Below are 3,972 nucleotides of genomic sequence, written 5' to 3'. Positions count from 1 at the left end.
ATTTCGACAATCTGTATCGGGATGGCTGCTTCTATGGGTGCGATCCTTCTGGCCGGTGGAACGAAAGGGAAGAGGTTTGCGCTGCCAAATTCAAGGGTGATGATTCATCAGCCCTTTGGCGGTGCCGAAGGTGTAGCAAAAGACATCGAGATAAGAGCAAGGGAGATTCTTTATCTCCGAGACGAACTCAATAAGATTCTTGCCAAGCATACGGGGCAGTCAATAAAGAAAATCGAAAAAGATGCCGACAGAGATTTCTTCATGAGTTCGACAGAAGCAGTAGAATACGGAATGATAGATAAGGTAATTGAGCAGAAGGCAAAAGTAAAGACGAAAGAATAAGAAAGAAAACAACCGGCCGGCGCTGAGCGCCGGCTTTTGGTGTATCCGGAGTGAACGAAGTGGCGGAATTGACACCGATGATGAAGCAATATCTGGAAGTCAAGAACAACTATAAGGACTGTCTCGTTCTTTTCAGACTTGGAGACTTTTACGAGACGTTCCTGGACGATGCAAAACTTGTTTCAAACGAACTGCAGATTGTTCTTACTTCAAGAAATGGCGTGCCCATGGCGGGAGTACCTTACCATTCAATCAATGGTTATCTGAAAAAACTAGTAGATTCCGGCCATAAAGTTGCCATTTGTGATCAAACAGAGGACCCAGCCCTTGCAAAAGGACTCGTTAAGAGAGAAGTGACGAGAGTAGTTACGCCGGGAACGATAGTCGAAGATGAACTGCTCCCCGAAGCTGAAAACAACTACATAATCGCTATTGGCAAGTCTGGAGAGTTTTTCATAATCGCATTGACTGACGTATCGACAGGTGAAGTCACAATATCCGAAGCAGAGGACCTAATTTCGCTAAAGGACTTTATTGTAGCGAGCCAACCTTCTCAGGTTCTTTTAAGAGAAAGCTTGAAAGACCTGAAGAAGGAAATCGCCGGGGTTACATCATCAATGGTTGAAATAATTGAGGATTGGCATTTTGCGTTATCTTCAGGCATTAACTATGTCAAGGAGTTTTATTCGATTACCTCTATCGACCATCTCGAACTTGATGATAAGCAAGTTGAGGTTCTAGGCGCTTTGTTTAAGTACCTTGAAACGATAAATTTCTCTCCCCTGAAGCATCTTTCACTCCCAAGAATTCTCAGAAAAACGGATTCGATGCAGCTAGATGCTTCTACAGTTGAAAATCTTAATCTCTTTCGTCTCGAGAGAAAGGGTTCTCTTTTGGAAATACTTGATGAGACGATCACAGGGATGGGAAAAAGACGGCTGAGGCAGTGGCTGCTTTCGCCCTTGACTGACAGGCATAAAATCGATGAAAGGCTAGACGTAGTTCAAGCCCTTTATTCCGATCGTCACCTTCTCGATGAGTTGAGAGAATACTTTCACAGTGTTTATGACATCGAAAGGATAACGAGTCGCCTCTCGACGGAAAGGATAACACCGAGAGACCTTCAATCTCTCAGAACCTCTCTTGCTGTTCTCCCATACATAAAAGAGCTGATTTCTAACGAAACGGCATTTGAAGGATTCTGCGAAAGATTCGAACTTTTTCCCGATGAGTTGGAATTGCTGCGGCGCAGTATTGTTGATGAACCCTCTTCCTCCATAGGAGACGGAAATGTTATCCGAAAGGGGTTCGACGCTCAGCTGGACTCTCTCCGTGATCTTCTCGATAACTCCGTTGAAAAGATCAGGGCAATTGAAACTAGCGAAAAGAAATCTACAGGAATCCCTTCGTTGAAGGTGAAATTCAACAAGGTTTTCGGATACTTTCTCGAAGTTCCAAAAAGCCAGTCCGGAAAGGTCCCTGAAAGCTACACAAGAAAGCAAACGTTGGTTAATTCAGAGAGATACATAACTCCGGAGCTCAAGGAATTCGAAGACAAGATCCTCAGTGCAAACGAGAAAATACAATCTCTTGAGAAAGCACTTTTCCTTCGTGTTTGTTCGCAGCTTATGAATTCGCTGCAAAGACTCAAAGATGCAGCGATAGTTCTGTCTGAGATCGATGCACTGCAATCACTATCTCTTGTTGCCAGAAAATACAATTACTGCCGACCGTGCTTTTCCGCTGACGGAAGTGCAAGAATTTCGAATTCTAGACATCCCATAGTTGAGAGGTTTGTGCCTGATTTCACTCCAAATGATATATCAATGGATAGCTCCGAGAACTTCTTCATCGTAACTGGGCCAAATATGAGCGGTAAGTCCACTTTCATTAGACAAGTAGCCTTGCTTTCAATAATGGCTCAAATGGGTTCATTCATACCGGCAAAAGATGCGATGCTACCGATTTACGACAGGGTCTTCACTAGAATTGGCGCCAGAGACGAACTTGCCAGCGGCAAATCAACTTTTCTTGTTGAAATGATGGAGACAGCAACGATTCTATCTAAGGCCACTGAAGATAGCTTAGTAATCCTGGATGAAGTTGGTAGAGGAACAAGCACGTTTGATGGGATTTCAATCGCATGGGCAGTTTCGGAATTCATATATGAAGCGATTGGTTGCCACACGATATTTGCAACTCATTTCACAGAACTTACTGAACTCTCTAGCATGTATCCAGGTATAAAGAACAAGACAGCTCGCATAGTTGAGACGGAAAAGGGAATTATCTTTCTCCATAAGGTGATCGACGGTGTAGCGAATAGTTCTCATGGAATAGAAGTGGCAAAGCTGGCCGGTGTTCCCGAGACCGTCCTTTCGAGAGCTAAAGAGATTCTAAGGGTCATTTCCAAACAATCGGCATTGGACAAAGCAGTGCGAGTGCTAACCGCCGAAGACCTCAGGGAAATCAGACAATCAAAGAAAGGGAAAATGAACAGGAACCAAATCAGTTTGTTTTAGGGTACACAAAGAATTCGGCAATCCGGAGGTTGATCATGTCGAGAATTGAGCAATTTCGTGAAAAGCTTAAGGAGAGAAATCTTGACGGTTTTGTGCTGTACAACATGGAGTCTAGCAACCGTTCCAGTTCATGGTATCTATCTGGCTTTTCGGGCTCCTTTTCAGTTCTAATCATAACACCTAAGAGTGAGTACATAGTGACCGACTCAAGGTATTTCACTCAAGTTGAAATGGAATCAAAATTCAAACTTATTCCTTACAAAAACGGAGACGAGCTTAAGGATATAATTAAGGCCGCTTTACTCGACGATGGAGCCAATCACGTCGGATTCGAGGAAGAGACTATTAGTTTTGGCCTCTACAAAAGGGTTTTTTCTCAGCTTGGAGTGCAATTGGAACCCGCAGACTCTATTCTCAAAGACATGAGAATGGTTAAAACTGCCGATGAAGTAGAGAAGATAAAAGCCGCTGTCAAAGTCGCAGAAGATGCACTAACTGAAACTCTCAACTTCATTCGTCCGGGAAGGACGGAAGAAGAGATTTGTGCCGCCCTCGAATACGAAATTAGAAAGCGCGGTGGTTATCTGGCCTTTGAAACAATTGTAGGTAGCGGTCCGAGAAGCGCCATAGTGCATGGGCGACCTTCCAAGAGAAAGCTTCAAATCGGAGACTTTCTGTTGATTGACTTCGGTGCAAGGGTAGACGGTTACAACTCTGACATAACAAGAACCTTCAGTATAGGCAATGTGACGGATGAAATGGTAAAAGTTTACGAGACAGTCGTTAAGGCCCAAACAGAAGCTAAAAGAGTCGCTAAGGCAGGCGTGATAGGCAGTTACGTGCATGAGTTGGCTGCAAGTATAATTGAAGAGGCTGGTTACGGAGATTACTTTGGACACGGTCTTGGGCACAGCCTGGGAATGGACACTCACGATGGTCAAGGTCTGTCTCCAAAGAACTCTGCTCCTATTCCTGCCGGAGCAGTCATAACAGTCGAGCCGGGTATCTATCTTCCCGGGAAATTTGGGGTTAGAATAGAAGATGATTGTTATTTTTGTGAAAATGGGATTGAGGTTTTAACTAATCTAGATAGAGAGTTGAAGATTCT

General features: G+C 43.9%; 3 protein-coding genes. All 3 read left to right on the top strand.

The window, feature by feature from the left end:
* Nucleotides 1-342: ATP-dependent Clp protease proteolytic subunit (locus BG32_RS14180; RefSeq protein WP_183084348.1), on the top strand; the 342-nt coding region annotated here is incomplete at its 5' end.
* A 77-nt stretch (nt 343-419) separates the two neighbouring features.
* Nucleotides 420-2,864, top strand: coding sequence for a DNA mismatch repair protein MutS (gene mutS / locus BG32_RS14175; RefSeq protein ID WP_183084349.1), 2,445 nt, complete (start codon nt 420-422; stop codon nt 2,862-2,864).
* Nucleotides 2,865-2,899: 35 nt separating this feature from the next.
* Nucleotides 2,900-3,972 (top strand): Xaa-Pro peptidase family protein (locus BG32_RS14170; RefSeq protein WP_147435085.1); only part of this gene is annotated, 1,073 nt, incomplete at its 3' end.

The organism is Mesotoga sp. HF07.pep.5.2.highcov (assembly GCF_003666285.1).
Classification (GTDB): Bacteria; Thermotogota; Thermotogae; order Petrotogales; family Kosmotogaceae; genus Mesotoga; species Mesotoga prima.
This window is presented reverse-complemented; position numbering and strand designations above follow the sequence as displayed.

Bases quoted from the DNA above. Each gene is read 5' to 3' on its own strand.
- mutS (WP_183084349.1), top strand. From the start codon at position 420: ATGATGAAGCAATATCTGGAAGTCAAGAACAACTATAAGGACTGTCTC.